Genomic DNA, 15,109 nt, shown 5'->3' with positions numbered 1-15,109 from the left:
CTGCCACGCGCATCGCCGCAGGCGACGGTCGAGCGCCGCGCTGAGGAGAAGTCTTCACTCCACGCCGGCGCGGGGAGGAGGAGTCAGCCCGGCTTCCTTGCGGACGCGGCGGCGAAGGCCGCTACCCTCGCCTGCGCATCCGGAGTCTCCAGGGCTGCGCCGATCGAGCGCGCCTCTTCCGTGAGCTGCTCGACGAACGAGCGCTCGGGCTGCGAGCGCACGAGGCGCTTCGCCTGCCCGTACGCGTCGGCTGCTCCGGCGAGCCAGAAGCGTGCGATCTCCTCGCCGCGGGTCCGCACGGCATCCGCCTCAGCAGCACCGTCCGCGCCTTCCACGGACTCGGCGACGAGCCCCCACTCCACGGCCTCCGCTGCCGACAGCAACCGGTCTTGGAGCACGAGCTGCAACGCGCGGCGCTGGCCGACCGCCCTGGCGAGCTGCGCCGAGACCGAGAGGTCGGGAGTCAGGCCGATGTTCGCGTACAGGCTTCCGAGCTTGGAACGCGACCCGACGACGGCGTAGTCACTGGCGAGCAGGATGCCGAGGCCTCCGCCGGCCGTAGTGCCGTGTGCGGCGGCGACGACGGGCACCGCAGACTCGGTGAGCGACCGGATACCGGCGTTGATCACCTCGGCGAGCGCGGTGATCTCGGCCCCGGATGCGCCCATCGTCGTGGCCATGTCGATGACGTCGCCGCCGGCGCAGAACGCCGGACCTGCCGCATCGATCAGGATCGCCTTCACGTCGGGCCGCGATGTAGCCTCGGCGGTCGCATCCTTCCACGCGTGGGCGAGGTCGGCGTTGAACGCGTTGAGCCGGGCAGGACGGTTCAGCGTGAGCCGGGCCATTCCCTCTTCGACGGCGAACAGGATGGCATCACTCATGGCTTCTCCTTCGAGCGCAGGACGTGTGGTCCAGCGTAGCCGCGATCAGTTCTGCTCCCAGACCTGCGAGACGAAGCGCTCCATCCGGCGCCGCGTGCCGTCGAGGCGGAAGTCGACCTGTCCTGGCGTCCTGATCTCGTTGGGCGCGAGCGGATGCGCGAGGCGCACGTTCTCGTGGCAGGACAGGTCGGCACACATGTACGTGCCGAACGAGTCCCCTCGGTGCCCCGCCTCGCCCGCGCGCCGAGCGGAGAGGAGCGCGATCTGGTTGCCGGGCTGCATGGTGTGGCAGATGTTGCACAGACCGGAGCGTCCGCGTCCCGGCTCGGTGGCGCGGAGCACGATGCCGATGACGCCGTCCTCGTGCGGGATCAGCACATAGCCGCGGCGAGTGGCGCTCGGATCCTGCCAGGCGAAGAAGTCGAGGTAGTCCCAGTCGACGAGCAGGAAGTCGTGCGGCATCTCGATGGTCCGCAGCTCATCGGCATCCGCGTTGACGAACGATGACCTGACGTCGGCCTCTGTGAGCGGTCGCATCGCTCCAGTCTATGAACGGGTGGCACCCGAGGGCGCCGCGACGCCCTCAGCGCCCTCACCCGACCGATCCCGGATGAGGAAGCCGAAGCCGAACGCGATGAAGAACATCAGCACCCCGTAGACGGCGGCGGGCAGGCTCAGCTCCACGGAGCCGAGCACGGACTGCGCGATGACGATCGCGAGCGTCGCGTTGTGGATGCCGATCTCGAACGACGTGGCGATCGCCTGCCGCTTCCCCACCCGCAGCATCCGCGGGATCAGGAACCCGATCGTGAGGCTGATCAGGCAGAACAGCACGGTGATGAGGGCGAGCTGCGTGAAGTTGGCCACCAGCAGCGTCCAGTTCGAGGCGACCGCGCCCGCGATCACGACGATCAAGATGATCACCGAGGCGATGCGCACCGGCTTGTCCATGCCGGTGGCGAACTTCGGCCAGTAGCGCCGCACGATCATGCCCAGCGCCACCGGCAGGAGCACGATCGCGAACACCTCGAGGGCCTTCGACCACTGCAGGCCGAGCCGGTCGTCGAATGGCTCGAAGTAGGCGATGGCGAAGTTGGTGATGATCGGCAGCGTGATCACCGCGATGACCGAGTTCACCGCCGTGAGCGAGATGTTCAGCGCGATGTCTCCGCGGAACAGATGGCTGTAGAGGTTGGCGGTGGTCCCGCCCGGGGATGCGGCCAGCATCATCATGCCGACGGCCAGGATCGGGGGGAGTTGGAACGCCAGCACGAGTCCGAAGCAGATGGCCGGCAGCACGACGAGCTGACAGAGCAGCGCGATGATCACCGCCTTCGGCTGCTTCAGAACCCTCGCGAAGTCGGCGAGAGTGAGGCTGAGACCGAGGCCCAGCATGATGATGCCGAGAGCGACGGGCAGTCCGATGGTGGTCAACGCTGATCCCATGGGACTCAGTGTGGCGGATGGAGGACCTCGGTGCCACCCATATATCGCGTCGAGACGAGCACACGAAGTAGCCTGCAGGAGGTCCCCACCGCTCGATGCGGGAGCGGGGGCGACCCGGAGGAAGAAGGATGGTGCGATGGAAGACTCACACGCGTGGCGCCCGCTGATCGCCCTGTTCGCGAACCCCGAGACCCGCCGCGTCGCCGCCGAGGTGATGCTGGGCGGAACTCTCACATCAGCCGTGGAAGGCCTCTCGCCGTCTCGACGCCGACGTGTGACGGAGGCGGTCGTGCAGAGCGGCCTGGTCGACGCGGAGACCCAGGCGCTCGCGCCTGACGTGTTCCGAGAGATCCTCGCATCGGCGCCCGTGCCGCGGCGGCAGGGGATCGAGCGGTTCGTCGACGGAAAGCGCATCCGCCAGTACCCGGCCAACCTCGAAGAACGTGGAGCGCTCCTCGCCTGGGTCGCCGGAGGGGTGCTCGCCGCAGACGAGATCCTGACCGAACGCGAGGTGAATGCGCGACTTCTGCCGTATTCCGAAGATGTCGCCGTGCTCCGCCGCTACCTCGTGGATTACCAGCTCGTGGAACGTCGCTCGGACGGCACCCAGTACGCGTTGGCCGTCAGTGGACCGGTCGTCCCGACGGACGAGTGACAGCTACTGCTCTGAGGAGCGTCAGGGGTCGACGAGTTCGAACGTCATCTCCTCCGGCCCCGGCCCCCAGGGGTCGAAGACGATGTCGGGGTCGTAGACGTCGAGCGGATGTTCGTCCATCGGCCCGATGAATCCCTCCGCGTCCATGGCTCGGAACGTGAACCAGTACCAGCCGCGAGAGTTCATCCGCAGCCGCTTCACCGCGTGCCCGGTGTCGTCGAGAGGGATGATCGCCGAGTGCCCCTGCATGGTGGTGACGTAGATCGTTCCGTTCGCAGGGCCGGTGGCGGCGATCACCACACCCGTGGTCCTCGCTTCCTCCACCTGCATGTCCTCGGTGCCGACGATGTTCTCGAAGCCTTCGATGACGATGGGACGGACCGTGAAGCTGCCCGTCGTAGCCGGGGACTGGCCGGCGGCATCGAACGCCCAGGCCCGATAGTCGTACGTGCCGGCGGCGAGCTCCAGGGCACGAGAGTCGAAGGACCACTTCCCGTCGGCAGCGACCGCCGGGGTGTAGCGCTGGCCGGCGACCTCGATCGCGACAGCCGACCCTGGCGTGGCGGTGCCCGCCACCACCGGAGCGAGATAGCCGGAGGATGCCGTGGGGCTGGTGACACCGGGCCCGAGGGCCGAGCCCGGAGTCTCCCCCGGGTCGGGTGTCGTCCCGGGCGCCGTTCCCGGCCTCGTGGGGGTGAGCGGCCCCGGGGCATCCGGATCGTTGACGAGGTCGATGGAGTCGATCGCCGGGTCGGAGTTCCAGCGTCCGGTTCGGGGAGGCGACGGGGGCGCGGATGGCGCGGGCGTGGCCGTCCCGTCGGGTGCTCCGACGACGGGTGCCGGCACTCCGACGTGAGGAACGGACCGCGCCACGCTCCACGTCTTGTCGCCCTCGGCGGCGGGCGTGGATGCTGCCGGCGCGGCTCCGGGGAGCAGGAAGGATCCGAGTATCAAGGTGCCGGCGGTGAGCACACCCAGGCCGCCGGCCAGAAGGCTCGCAAGACCCGCGCCTGCGCCGGTGGCGATGACCGCGGCCGCCACCGCGGTGCCGGGAGCGAATGCTCCGGTGGACGGCAGGATGACTCCCAGTGCGCCGAATCCGACGGCGGAGAGGGTGACGCCATGCAGGCGCTGCGCGTCGCTGCGAAGGCCGATGAGCAGTTCGCCGCACACGTCGCATGACGACACGTGCCCGGCCACCTCCTGCGCCACGGCCTCGTCGAGCGGCTCGGTGAGGTGTCGCGGGAGGAGTCGGGCGACGTGAGCCTCGTCGTCTCTCAGCGCGAGCGGCACCTGCGACGTGAGCCACTGGACCTTGAGTCCGGAACGGGCTCGGCGTTGCAGGGCGGAGACAGCGTTGGGCTTGATGCCGAGCTCGCGCGCCACCTCCGGGCGGGGTACATCAGCGACCTCGGTCAGCCACAGCACACGTTGCCAGCGTTCGGGGAGCTCTTGGAACGCCCCGAGGAACTGCTGAGCGTTCGTCTCTCGTTCGACGAGGCTGAGCGCGTCACGGAAGTCGGCCCGATCGGGCTCGACCGTGTCGTCGATGTGGTCGGCATCCTTGCGCCACCGGATCGCGGTGTTGCGGATCACCGCCTTGAGGTACGACCGGAACGCGAACTCGGGCCCGGAGCCGGTGGTCGTCACCTGCTGGTAGATGGCCAGGAGCGCCTCGGAGGCGAGATCTTCGGCCCGCGATGGGAAGAGTCGGTGCGCGTACCGAAGAGCCGCGCCGATGTGCCGCTCCCACAGCACGGCATACGCCGCCTGATCGCCGTCGCGAAGCGCACGGAGGAGTTCGGCATCGCCGCGAGAATCTTCCACGTCTTCCCCTCCAGAAAGAACGCCCGCACATCTGCGACGAGCAGTTGACCGCGGGCAGACCCACGCGATCGATCCACATTTGAACACGTGTTCAACGACGGCGCTGCGCTCATACTAGCGGCAGCGGACAGGGCCGCGGAGTGGAGATATCCGCGGCCCTGTCCTGTCGGAGAACCGGTCAGGCGTCGAGCCTGCGTCGCCTCGCCAGCATCAGAACCGCACCGGTCAGAACAGCGAGCACTGCGGCAGCGACGCTCGCGATCGGCGCCGGGGCACCGGTGACCGCGAGGTTTCCCTCCCCGCCCGGAGCCGGTGTCGTGGGAACACCGGAACCCGCCGCGTCGACCGCGACCGTCTGCGCCGCGTCATCGATGTCGGTGTGCACCGCGACAGGGTCGCCGGTGACATCTGGGCCGACGAAGAGCCTCTCGAATGCCACCAGCACCGTGCCGGCGAACTCCCCCGTGACGCGGAACGACACCTCGACCGAGCCGTCCGCAGTCGTCGGCGTGAACGTGGTCGATCCCGTGATGCCCGTCGACTCGTTGTTCGCCTTGTCCATCAGCACGCCCGTGACCGTGTACTCGGTACCCGGCGTGAGATTGCGGTAGGCGATCGTGTCGATGAGCGTCCCGCCGCCTGCAGCCAGAACGTGGTCCTGGTCAGCGGCGTCGACCAGCGAGGTCCCGATGAACGGCGCCGGCGCTTCCGGGGCCGGCGCCACCGTGACCGTCTGCGCGGAGTCGTCGATGTCCTTGTGCTCCGCCACCGGGTCGCCGGAGGCCTCCGGACCTTCGAAGAGCTCCTCGAAGGCCACGAGCACGTCTCCGGCGAAGCCCTCCGGTACGACGAGAGTCACGCCCACAGAGCCGTTCGCGGTCGTCGGAGTGAACGTCGTCGACCCCGTGATGCCGGTCGGCTGACCGTCGGACTTGCGCATCAGCTCACCCGAGACCGTGTACACGGTGCCCGGAATCAGGTTCTGGTAGGCGACGGTATCGATCACCGTTCCCCCGTTCCATCCCAGCACCCGGTCGCCGTCGGCGGCGTCGACCAGCGACGTGCCGATCACCGGCTCCGCGGCACCGGGCTGAGCGGCCCATTCCACAGTGGCCTCCCCCGTCGTCTGCGTCGCCTCGGGCGCCACCAGGATGATCGACTGCGCGTGGTCCTCCGCAGTGGGCGTCCCACCCGGCACGTTCGGTACCGAGACCACCATGCCGGTGCTGCTCGATCCCTCGGCCGTGACACGGACGGTCGCGCTGCCCGCTGCCGTCGAAGCGCGCAGGTCCAGATAGAGTTCCTGACCGTCGACGACCGCGTCGAGGGCCACTGCCGCTCCGTTCACGTCGGTGACCGCCACGGCGGGGTCGACGGAGACGGAGGCCGAGGCCCGGTTGGTGTTCACGACGAACGGCCCGATCAGGGTCCCCGCGACCTGCGCCGCATCCGGCGCCGTCACAGTGGCCGTGACCTCGAGATCCTCCGGGGTCAGCCCTGGACTCGCGTTTGCGCCGTTCACGAGGTACCAGTACGCGGCCTCCGAGTCCGGCGTCTCCCATGGCCACGCGGCATCGAACGTCAGGTCGGTGTACCGCCAGATCGCATACTGTGTGGCCTCGATCGCATCGTTCCGCGAGATCTGCGCGACCCCGGCCGCCGCTGCGAGATCTGCGAGGCTCACCGCGGGATAGCTGTGGGCGAGCACCCACAGCACCTTCCCCTGCACGGCAGGATCCACGAAGTAATTGCTGCCGAGGAAGTCACCGCCGTCGCCGACAGTGCCTACCCGGCCCGTCTGCGCCGTCACCTGGTTCTCGAGGCAGTACGCCCACAGGTCAGGGTCCCCGCTCGGGATCCCCTCAGACCAGATCGGGAAGACCCCCGTACCGCTGTAGCCTTCCTTGCTGCCGATGTAGACGGAGTCCCCCGGGGCAACCTCTGCGGCTGCTGCGGCGCTGACGCCCGCGGGTGCGATGAGCGCACCGAGGACGAGCATCGCCCCTGCGACCCATCCCGCCGACCGAGTCGACGGCATCATGCGAGGCAGGCGGGGTTCACCGCGGTGAAGCTGAACGGGCCCACCCAGATGTTCTGGTTCGGCCGATCCGTGCCGGCACGACCCGAGTTGTTGGCGACGAAGGTGAGGTCGAATGCACCGACCGTCGCTGCGGTGACCGCGATATTGCCTCCCGTGTTGGTGGGAATGACCTCGACGTTCGGGGCGCCGGTGAACGGCCGCCACGGGTTGGCGGCCGTCCCCTGTCCGCGGATCCAGTCGGAGTTGTAGACGCCGGTCCCGGCCCCCGCCGAAAGGTAGACGCGCTCTGCGCCGCCGAGGGCATCGACTGCCTGGAAGCCGTCGATGTCCTTGATCTTGTACGTCAAGTTCTCGACGATGGTGGGCGCGCCATCCAGGGCGAAGCTGAATGTCACCCGCTCGCCTCCGCCGATGTTGTTGAGGTTCACGGTGTCGAGCGACAACCGCACGCTGGGCAGCGACTCATTGCCCTGCGTGCTGGAATCCAGAACGAGGTTGTTCGTCGTGTTGATGGTCATGTTGGCCGCCCCGTTGGGCACGGCGTTGAGCGTGAGCGTGAAGTCCTTGCCGTCGCCGAAGATGTCGGTCCACGTGAACACGGCCGAAGTGGCGCTCAGCCGCGAGTACGTGGCGGTGCTCGTGTTGACCGTCGCCGTGCAGTTCGCCGTCGACGCGGCCGCCAGGGGTGTTGCCACGGCGGCGGCGATCACGGGCAGCGACCATGCTGCACCCTTCACGATCGTCCTTCGCGACAGGCCACGCCCTGCGACTGCTACCTCGTTCTCATTCATCTGTTCCGAATCCCCTCGATTGGACGCCGATGCCTCCGGTGTGGACGCCTGTGCGTCGATACACCTGGAAGGAGTCCGGCGGTCCCCGAAAGTGACGCGATGCCGAGGAAAAAGTTTCGGAATGGCCGAGAGAGCGACGCGGACCCCCTTATATGGCCTCCTCGCGTCACGTCCGCCTGCGCTTCGACTCCTTACCGAGGGACGACAGAGAGCCCACGAAACAGAGGGCTCGTCTGAGCCGGATAAGGAACGAACATGCAGGAAGAACTCGACACTCAGGGCCTCTCGCGCCGAACGCTCGTCAAGGGCGCAGCGTGGTCGGTGCCGGTCGTCGCTGTGGCGGTCGCCACTCCGCTGGCCGCGGCATCCACCACGGCGCCGCCCGCCACGTTCTGGGCGACCGGCGCGACCGTGAGCGTCGTCAGCGGCAACGTCACCAACTTCACGGTGGAGGGCAGCGACGCGGACGGGAACCTCGCCCTGCTCCCCGCCGGCACCAACGTCACGATCGTTCCGCAGCCCGGCGTCACCCTGGTGCTCACCAACGCCATCGGCATCGTGGTCACGACCAACGCCGACGGCTCGATCACGGGCATCATCACCGCGAACGACATCACCAACATCCGCATCCAGTTCCGCCCCACGGGTGCGTCCGGTTCCGGCTACGCGATCACGACCAACATCGACATCGACCCGTTCACCGAGACGATCGACGTCAAGCTGCGCTGATCCGATCAAGAGGAGATGGTCGGCCCGCCGATGCCGGCCGACCATCTCTGCGTCACGCCGCCCGAGCATTGACCGGCAGCGGGGCCGGAGGCGTTATTCCGCGAGGAGTCCGAGCCCGCGGATGCCGTCGACGACGTTGTCGTGGTCCTGTGCAGACGGCAACCCCGACATCGTCACAACCGCGACGACGCCCACACCCTCCACGCGGATGGGGACAGCACCGCCGGCGACGGCGTATTCGGCCGGATCGAGCCACCCCGGTTCGTGCATGTCGCGCCCGCCGTTCTCGATTCGCGCTTCCAGCAGCGCGGTGCTGGTGTCGAAGCGGAGGGCAGTCGCGGCCTTCTTCTGCACCCAGGAGTCGTTATCGGCGGTCGCGCCCGGCAGCGACGCGTGGAACAGGATCCCTGACGAGGTGCGCACGTCGACGGCGACCGGATGACCAGCTGCGAGTGCCCGTTCTGCGATGGCACGTCCGAGCTCCCATGCGTCTTTGCGATCGAACCGCCGCAGGACGAGTTCGAGATGTTCCTTCTCGAGCTGGGCGAGCCTTGCTTCATCGGCCATCGGTGCTGCCTCTCGTAGGGGTTCGCCTCAGACTGTAGCGGGCGCCGACCGAATGCAGAGCACTTCGACGCGGGCTCGGAGACCGCACAACCCCGTCAGGCCGAGGCTGCCTCACCCGCCTTCATCTTCGCTCTGATGACCGCGAAAGCGGCCGACCACCCGCTGGGGCTGCGTCAACAACATCTGGAACAATTCTCCTAAGTCCTGAGGACTCGACGGATAAGGAGCCGATCTCATGCCCGCCATCGTCTGGATCTGCGTCATCGCCGCCTCGTGGATCGGGGGAACATGCGCGCAGCTCAGCAGCGTGCTGAACATGCCGTCGCCCACCGTGGGGGCCGCCTTGTACTGGCTCGCGATCCTGCAGATGGGCAGCATCCCCGTGACGTTGCTCGCCACGCTTCCGCTGCTCTTCATGAGTGGAGCATTCGAGAATCGGGACACTCCCCTGCGAACACGGAGCATCGCGCTCACGCTCGTCGCGGTCGGCACTCTCGCCATCTCCATCCTCGGATACGTGCTCTTGAACGGAGCCTCCGCGGGCCCCTTGGACGACGGTGATCCTTTCCACGGCATCGCTCGCGACGCCGCCACGCTCGCGGCCTTCCACCTCATGCCGTTGCTTGTGCTGTTGGCCGTGCACGCAGTTCGGCCGGTGCGGGACAGGGATCGGGTGGACGTGCGTCCCGTGGCGGAAGTCGAGAGCCGACGCGGTTGACGTAGCGCGGACCGAGCCAAGAACGGCCTTGTCGAGCCGTTTGCGCGACGCCAGAAAAAGCAGAAGAGCCGCCGAGAATCCCGGCGGCTCTTCTTCGGCATCTCTGTCTGGGTGAGTTACAAGAACATCACCCGAGAGATCCGAGAGCACTGCAAGATGGTGGCGAGTGAGGGATTCGAACCCCCGAATGCTGAGCAGTCTGATTTACAGTCAGATCCCTTTGGCCGCTTGGGTAACTCGCCAGAGCGCACCCGTCCGACTTGAACAGCCAACCGGGGGCACGAAAGACAAGCATACCTGCCCGAGGCGGGTCGAAGAAATCGAACCGTCAGCTGCCCCAGACCCCGCGCTGGGCGTCTGCCAACGACTCCGGAGTGCGCAACAGTCCGCCCTCCGCGCGACACGTCGCGGCCGCGATATCCATGGCGCGGAGAAGGAGCACCCGCCACTCCCCCAGCGCAGTCGGCGAGTTGGACACCAGCCCTTCAGCAACAGCTGCGAGCGTCGCATCTCCCGCGCCCACCGTGTCGATCACGTCACCCGCGAGCGTGGTGATCGGCGCGGACACAATGCCCGCTTCCGTGTCGAGCGTGGCGCCATCGGCACCCGCGGTCGCCAGCACCGCAGCGGCACCGATCTCGCGAAGCCGGCGGCGCAGAGCATCGAGATCGCCGTCGTAGAGAACCGCCGCGTCGTCGGCGCCGACCTTGACGATGACTGCCGACGCAGCGAGTCGCTCGAACCCGCGCACGAACTCGACGCGATCGCGCAGCATCCCGAGGCGCGGATTCGGATCCACGGCGACACGGGCATCGGCAAGAGCATCGACCAGCGACTCCACCTCTGTCGGCACGTCGAAGGGGAAGCAGCTGATCGCGACGAGCCCGGCATCCGCGATCGCCGCTCGCGCTTCGTCCGAATACCGGATGCTGCGCTGCCGGGCCGCCTCGTTGAACACGTACTCCGGCTCGCCGTTCGCCGCCCGTCGCACGATCGCCCGCGACGAGCCGAGTGGAGCCTCGCTCGCGATCAGACGCACCCCCTGGTCGGAGAGGTACTCGCGGATGTGTGCGCCGGCCTCATCGTCGCCCACCATGGCGATCAGGGTGGTCTCGATCCCCAGTCGACGCAGGCCCACAGCGACGTTCAACGCGGCCCCGCCGACCAGTTCACGCACCCCCGCGGCATCGTGGATCTCGTCGATCAAGGCATCGCCGATGACGACCACGGACCGGGCGGAAGGCGTCTCGTTGCTCACCCGCCGACACTATCGCCCCCGCTTCCCCCTCGCCGAGTGCACGGCTTCGTGGCGAGTGCACGGCTTATCCGCGCGAACACGCCGTGCGCTCGGCAGCAAGCCGTGCACTCGGCTGGACCGGCCAGATCATCGAGGGTACGAAGAAGGCCCCGGGGCGAACCCCGGGGCCTTCCTCAATCACTCAGTACTCAGTTGTGTCGCGACTTCGTCGCTCGACAACTTCAATCGGCTCGGCCGGACGAGCAAGCTCGCCAGCTCTCGCCTCAATCAGTTGTAAGTACCGGGGGTGATGTCGTCCGTCGAGAACGCGTCGAAGTCGACGTAGCCAAAGTCGCCGTCAGCGTACGCACCGTCGGATGCGAAGATCCGGTTCGGGTAGCGCTCGCTCTTGGCTTCCTCGGTGGCCTCGACCGTGACGTCGCGGTACTTCGAGAGACCGGTTCCGGCGGGGATGAGCTTACCGATGATGACGTTCTCCTTGAGACCGACCAGCGGGTCACGCTTGCCCTGCATCGCAGCCTCGGTGAGCACGCGGGTCGTCTCCTGGAAGGAGGCGGCCGACAGCCACGACTCGGTCGCGAGCGACGCCTTCGTGATACCCATCAGCTCCGGACGGCCCGACGCGGGGCGCTTGCCCTCTGCCACGGTCTCGCGGTTGATCGACTGGTAGCGCTTGAGGTCGACCATCTCACCCGGCAGCAGGTTCGTGTCGGCGTGATCGACGACCGTGACCTTGCGGAGCATCTGACGGACGATGACCTCGATGTGCTTGTCGTGGATCGGCACACCCTGCGAGCGGTACACGCCCTGGACGCCGCCGACGAGGTAACGCTGCACCTCGCGAGCACCCATGACGCGCATGATCTCCTTGGGGTCGAGCGTGCCCACCAGGATCGGCTGACCGACCGTGACGTGCTGCCCGTCCTCGACGAGAAGCGTCGCACGCTTCAGCACCGGGTAGATGACCGGCTCTTCGCCGCTGTCGGGCGTGAGGATGACCTTCTTGCCCTTGTCGGTCTCGTCGATCGCGATGCGGCCATCGGCCTCGGCGATCGGCGACGCGCCCTTGGGGGTACGCGCCTCGAAGAGCTCCTGCACACGGGGAAGACCCTGCGTGATGTCATCCGCCGATGCCGAACCACCCGTGTGGAAGGTACGCATCGTCAGCTGGGTACCGGGCTCACCGATCGACTGGGCCGCGATGATGCCGACGGCCTCGCCGATGTCGACGGTCTTACCCGTCGCGAGCGAACGGCCGTAGCACTGCGCGCAGACACCGACGGCGGAGTCGCAGGTCAGGACCGAGCGCACCTTGATGGTCTCGACGCCCAGAGCGACCAGCTTGTCGATGAGCACGTCACCCACGTCGTCGCCGGCAGAGGCGAGGACCTCGCCCTTGCTGTCGACCACGTCGGAGGCCAGGGTACGAGCGAACACCGAGTTCTCGACGTTCGCGTCGCGCACCAGCTCGCCCTGCGAGTTCGGAGCGGCGATCGGGAGCTCGAGGCCCTTCGACGTGCCACAGTCCTCTTCGCGGATGATGACGTCCTGCGAGACATCCACCAGACGACGGGTCAGGTAACCCGAGTCGGCGGTACGCAGAGCGGTGTCGGCCAGACCCTTACGGGTACCGTGCGTCGCGATGAAGTACTCCGCAACCGACAGACCCTCGCGGTACGAGGAGATGATCGGACGCGGGATGATCTCACCCTTGGGGTTGTTCACCAGACCACGCATACCGGCGATGTTCCGGATCTGCAGCCAGTTACCACGGGCGCCCGAGGACACCATGCGGTTGATGGTGTTGTCCTCCGGGAAGTTCGCCTTCATCGCGGCCTGGACCTCGTCGGTCGCCTCGGTCCAGATCTTGATGAGTTCCTGGCGACGCTCGGAGTCGGTCGTCAGACCCTTCTCGTACTGCGACTGGACCTTCGCGGCCTGCTTCTCGTAGCCGGCGACGATCTCCGCCTTGTTCGGCGGGGTGAGGATGTCGCTCAGGGCGACGGTCACACCGGAGCGCGTGGCCCAGTAGAAGCCGGCGTCCTTGATGCGGTCCAGCGATGCAGCGGTCTCGACCTTGGGGTACTCCTCGGCCAGCTTGTTGACGATCTGCGACAGCTTGTTCTTGTCAGCCTGCTCGCGGACGAACGGGTAGCCCTTGGGCAGCGTGTCGTTGAAGATCGCCTGACCCAGCGAGGCGTCCACGAGACCGTGGCGCTCGTAGCCCTCGGGAGCTTCGCCCTCGAGGAAGGTCAGACCCGGGATGCGGATGCGGATCTTCGCCTGCAGGTCGAGGGTGCCCTCGTCCTTGGCCAGGATCGCCTCGCCCACCGAACCGAATGCACGGCCCTCACCGGCTGCGCCCTCCTTGACCGTGGTCAGGTGGTGCAGACCGATGATCATGTCCTGCGAAGGCAGGGTGACCGGGCGTCCGTCGGACGGCTTCAGGATGTTGTTCGACGCGAGCATCAGCACGCGGGCCTCGGCCTGAGCCTCGACCGACAGCGGCAGGTGCACAGCCATCTGGTCACCGTCGAAGTCGGCGTTGAACGCCGCGCAGACGAGCGGGTGCAGCTGGATGGCCTTGCCCTCGACGAGCTGCGGCTCGAACGCCTGGATGCCGAGGCGGTGCAGCGTGGGTGCACGGTTCAGCAGAACCGGACGCTCACGGATGATCTCCTCGAGCACGTCCCAGACCTCGGGACGGGTGCGCTCGACCGCGCGCTTGGCGGCCTTGATGTTCTGCGAGTGACCGAGGTCGATCAGACGCTTGATGACGAACGGCTTGAAGAGCTCCAGAGCCATCTGCTTGGGCAGACCACACTGGTGCAGCTTCAGCTGCGGGCCGACGATGATGACCGAACGGCCGGAGTAGTCGACACGCTTGCCGAGCAGGTTCTGACGGAAGCGACCCTGCTTACCCTTCAGCATGTCGCTGAGGGACTTCAGGGCACGGTTTCCGGTACCGGTGACGGGACGACCGCGACGGCCGTTGTCGAACAGTGCGTCGACGGCCTCCTGCAGCATGCGCTTCTCGTTGTTGACGATGATCTCGGGGGCACCGAGGTCGATCAGACGACGAAGACGGTTGTTGCGGTTGATGACGCGGCGGTACAGGTCGTTCAGGTCGGAGGTGGCGAAACGGCCACCGTCGAGCTGGACCATCGGGCGCAGCTCCGGCGGGATCACCGGAACGACGTCGAGGACCATCGCGGCCGGGCTCATGCCGGTCTCGAGGAACGAGCTGACGACCTTGAGGCGCTTGATCGCACGGATCTTGCGCTGGCCCTTGCCCTCGGAGATCTGCAGACGCAGGTTCTCCGCCTCGGCGACCAGGTCGAACGCCGCGAGGCGACGCTGGATCGACTCGGCGCCCATGTAGGCCTCGAAGTACTGACCGAAGCGGTCCTGCAGCTCGTGGAAGACGTCGTCCTCCGGGCGCAGTGCACCGACCTCGAGTGTGCGGAAGTCTTCCCACACACGCTCGAGCTTGGCGATCTGCTCGTCGGCACCCTTGCGGATGAGGGACATCTCCTTCTCGGCGGCGTCCTTCACCTTCTTCTTGGCGTCGGCCTTGGCGCCCTCTGCCTCGAGAGCAGCGAGCTCCTCCTCCAGCTTGGCCAGGCGCTCCGCGATCTTGGAGTCACGGCGGTCGCCGAGCGTCTTCAGCTCGAGACGGATGTTGTTCTCCTGCGTGCCCAGGTCGCGGTGACGAGCATCCTCGTCGACCGAGATGACCATGTAGGCGGCGAAGTAGATGACCTTCTCGAGGTCCTTCGGCGCCATGTCGAGCAGGTAGCCGAGACGCGAGGGCACACCCTTGAAGTACCAGATGTGGGTGACGGGAGCGGCGAGCTCGATGTGACCCATGCGCTCACGACGGACGGAGCTCTTGGTGACCTCCACGCCGCAGCGCTCGCAGACGATGCCCTTGAAGCGGACACGCTTGTACTTGCCGCAGGCGCACTCCCAGTCGCGGGACGGGCCGAAGATCTGCTCTCCGAAGAGACCATCCTTCTCCGGCTTCAGGGTGCGGTAGTTGATGGTTTCGGGCTTCTTGACCTCACCGTACGACCACGCGCGGATGTGGTCCGCAGTGGCCAGGCCGATGCGAAGCTCATCGAAAGTGTTTGACTCGAGCACTGATTCTCCTGTGTCGGAATTCTTTTTGAGAAGTCTGCTGTGGTGTGCTC

At 67.1% G+C, this 15,109-nt stretch carries 12 protein-coding genes and 1 tRNA gene; 3 read left to right on the top strand and 10 right to left on the bottom strand.

Annotated features, from left to right (window positions below; all coding sequences use genetic code 11):
• Window positions 1-83 precede the first annotated feature (83 nt).
• From HCX50_RS14565 to HCX50_RS14555, 3 genes are read right to left on the bottom strand one after another with little or no spacing between them, the layout of a single operon-like run.
• The gene (locus tag HCX50_RS14565) at window positions 84-884 is read right to left on the bottom strand and encodes an enoyl-CoA hydratase/isomerase family protein (protein ID WP_167634846.1); all 801 of its coding nucleotides are present in this window, start codon (window positions 882-884) and stop codon (window positions 84-86) included.
• 45 nt (window positions 885-929) lie between these two features.
• The gene (locus tag HCX50_RS14560) at window positions 930-1,421 is read right to left on the bottom strand and encodes an FBP domain-containing protein (RefSeq protein ID WP_167634845.1); all 492 of its coding nucleotides are present in this window, start codon (window positions 1,419-1,421) and stop codon (window positions 930-932) included.
• 9 nt (window positions 1,422-1,430) lie between these two features.
• A complete protein-coding gene (locus HCX50_RS14555) occupies window positions 1,431-2,330 on the bottom strand; it encodes a bile acid:sodium symporter family protein (RefSeq protein WP_091035239.1) in 900 nt (299 codons plus the stop codon).
• A gap of 136 nt (window positions 2,331-2,466) precedes the next feature.
• Here HCX50_RS14555 and HCX50_RS14550 point away from each other — a divergent pair, with 136 nt between their 5' ends.
• On the top strand, window positions 2,467-2,985 hold the full coding sequence (locus HCX50_RS14550; RefSeq protein ID WP_167634844.1) for a DUF2087 domain-containing protein: 519 nt from the start codon (window positions 2,467-2,469) through the stop codon (window positions 2,983-2,985).
• 21 nt (window positions 2,986-3,006) lie between these two features.
• Here HCX50_RS14550 and HCX50_RS14545 read toward each other — a convergent pair whose 3' ends face one another.
• From HCX50_RS14545 to HCX50_RS14535, 3 genes are all read right to left on the bottom strand, one after another.
• Window positions 3,007-4,812 (bottom strand): sigma-70 family RNA polymerase sigma factor, encoded by a 1,806-nt coding sequence (locus HCX50_RS14545; RefSeq protein WP_167634843.1) that lies wholly within the window; start codon window positions 4,810-4,812, stop codon window positions 3,007-3,009.
• A gap of 178 nt (window positions 4,813-4,990) precedes the next feature.
• Window positions 4,991-6,853 carry a VaFE repeat-containing surface-anchored protein gene (locus tag HCX50_RS14540; RefSeq protein WP_167634842.1) on the bottom strand — a complete coding sequence of 621 codons (1,863 nt, stop codon included), beginning with the start codon at window positions 6,851-6,853 and terminating at the stop codon, window positions 4,991-4,993.
• Window positions 6,850-7,590 (bottom strand): hypothetical protein, encoded by a 741-nt coding sequence (locus tag HCX50_RS14535; RefSeq protein ID WP_167634841.1) that lies wholly within the window; start codon window positions 7,588-7,590, stop codon window positions 6,850-6,852. Before HCX50_RS14535 ends, HCX50_RS14540 begins: the two co-directional genes overlap by 4 nt.
• A gap of 309 nt (window positions 7,591-7,899) precedes the next feature.
• Between HCX50_RS14535 and HCX50_RS14530 the strand changes: the two genes are divergently transcribed.
• Window positions 7,900-8,373: a hypothetical protein gene (locus HCX50_RS14530; RefSeq protein ID WP_167634840.1), complete on the top strand. Its 474-nt coding sequence runs from the start codon at window positions 7,900-7,902 to the stop codon at window positions 8,371-8,373.
• 93 nt (window positions 8,374-8,466) lie between these two features.
• Here HCX50_RS14530 and HCX50_RS14525 read toward each other — a convergent pair whose 3' ends face one another.
• Complete coding sequence (locus HCX50_RS14525) at window positions 8,467-8,940, bottom strand: heme-binding protein (RefSeq protein ID WP_167634839.1); 474 nt, start codon at window positions 8,938-8,940, stop codon at window positions 8,467-8,469.
• Between the two features lie 235 nt (window positions 8,941-9,175).
• Here HCX50_RS14525 and HCX50_RS14520 point away from each other — a divergent pair, with 235 nt between their 5' ends.
• On the top strand, window positions 9,176-9,658 hold the full coding sequence (locus HCX50_RS14520; RefSeq protein WP_091035254.1) for a hypothetical protein: 483 nt from the start codon (window positions 9,176-9,178) through the stop codon (window positions 9,656-9,658).
• 157 nt (window positions 9,659-9,815) lie between these two features.
• Here the strand turns inward: HCX50_RS14520 and HCX50_RS14515 are convergent.
• From HCX50_RS14515 to rpoC, 3 genes are all read right to left on the bottom strand, one after another.
• A tRNA-Tyr gene (locus HCX50_RS14515) sits at window positions 9,816-9,900 on the bottom strand.
• An 86-nt stretch (window positions 9,901-9,986) separates the two neighbouring features.
• Window positions 9,987-10,916 (bottom strand): PfkB family carbohydrate kinase, encoded by a 930-nt coding sequence (locus HCX50_RS14510; RefSeq protein WP_091035258.1) that lies wholly within the window; start codon window positions 10,914-10,916, stop codon window positions 9,987-9,989.
• 267 nt (window positions 10,917-11,183) lie between these two features.
• Window positions 11,184-15,059 (bottom strand): DNA-directed RNA polymerase subunit beta', encoded by a 3,876-nt coding sequence (rpoC, locus tag HCX50_RS14505; protein ID WP_029261838.1) that lies wholly within the window; start codon window positions 15,057-15,059, stop codon window positions 11,184-11,186.
• Window positions 15,060-15,109 lie beyond the last annotated feature (50 nt).

The organism is Microbacterium sp. B19(2022) (genome assembly GCF_012030385.1).
In the GTDB taxonomy this organism is placed as follows: domain Bacteria; phylum Actinomycetota; class Actinomycetes; order Actinomycetales; family Microbacteriaceae; genus Microbacterium; species Microbacterium oxydans_B.
Note: the sequence above shows the minus strand (reverse complement) of the source record. Positions and strands in the feature narration are given on the sequence as shown.

What these genes read in the sequence shown, in the direction of transcription:
- HCX50_RS14540 (WP_167634842.1), bottom strand. Translation starts at nt 6,853, where the DNA reads ATGATGCCGTCGACTCGGTCGGCGGGATGGGTCGCAGGGGCGATGCTC.
- HCX50_RS14560 (WP_167634845.1), bottom strand. Translation starts at nt 1,421, where the DNA reads ATGCGACCGCTCACAGAGGCCGACGTCAGGTCATCGTTCGTCAACGCG.
- HCX50_RS14550 (WP_167634844.1), top strand. Translation starts at nt 2,467, where the DNA reads ATGGAAGACTCACACGCGTGGCGCCCGCTGATCGCCCTGTTCGCGAAC.
- HCX50_RS14525 (WP_167634839.1), bottom strand. Translation starts at nt 8,940, where the DNA reads ATGGCCGATGAAGCAAGGCTCGCCCAGCTCGAGAAGGAACATCTCGAA.
- HCX50_RS14555 (WP_091035239.1), bottom strand. Translation starts at nt 2,330, where the DNA reads ATGGGATCAGCGTTGACCACCATCGGACTGCCCGTCGCTCTCGGCATC.
- HCX50_RS14530 (WP_167634840.1), top strand. Translation starts at nt 7,900, where the DNA reads ATGCAGGAAGAACTCGACACTCAGGGCCTCTCGCGCCGAACGCTCGTC.
- HCX50_RS14565 (WP_167634846.1), bottom strand. Translation starts at nt 884, where the DNA reads ATGAGTGATGCCATCCTGTTCGCCGTCGAAGAGGGAATGGCCCGGCTC.
- HCX50_RS14520 (WP_091035254.1), top strand. Translation starts at nt 9,176, where the DNA reads ATGCCCGCCATCGTCTGGATCTGCGTCATCGCCGCCTCGTGGATCGGG.